Origin of the sequence: Trinickia soli (genome assembly GCF_002879855.1) — a bacterium.
GTDB lineage: Bacteria > Pseudomonadota > Gammaproteobacteria > Burkholderiales > Burkholderiaceae > Trinickia > Trinickia soli.
The window spans coordinates 1-414 of the sequence record NZ_PNYB01000085.1 but is presented as its reverse complement, the minus strand read 5'-3'; the positions used below and the strand labels follow the sequence as shown (position 1 = coordinate 414).

The 414-nt window shown below is 57.7% G+C and carries 1 protein-coding gene; it reads right to left on the bottom strand.

All coding sequences use genetic code 11. From position 1 onward, the window contains the following. Nucleotides 1-403: relaxase family protein (locus C0Z19_RS27740; protein ID WP_233196321.1), on the bottom strand; the 403-nt coding region annotated here is incomplete at its 3' end. Between the last annotated feature and the right edge of the window lie 11 nt (nucleotides 404-414).

The following is a 414-nucleotide window of genomic DNA, read 5'->3' as shown; positions in this document are numbered from 1 at the left end:
CTGCAATGCTGATACTGCTTCGCGTCACCCTGACCACTTCAAGCCCCGCCTCTGTGAGCGCCTGAATCACATCCTGACGGCCTTTTATCTCTCCGGCATGGTAAAGCGCGTCTATCCCGCGTGTGACGCCCTCAGCAAGCGCCTGTTTCGTTTCCGGCAGGTTATCAGGAAGGGTCAGCGTCCGGCGGTTCTCCGGGGCGTTGGGGTCATGCAGACCGTAATGGTGATTCACCAGCGTCTGCCAGGCATCAATTCTCGGCCTGTCTGCCCGGTCGTAGTACGGCTGGAGGCGTTTTCCGGTCTGTAGCTCCATGTTCGGAATGACAAAATTCAGCTCAAGCCGTCCCTTGTCCTGGTGCTCCACCCACAGGATGCTGTACGGATTTTTTTCGAGACCGGGCATCAGTACACGCT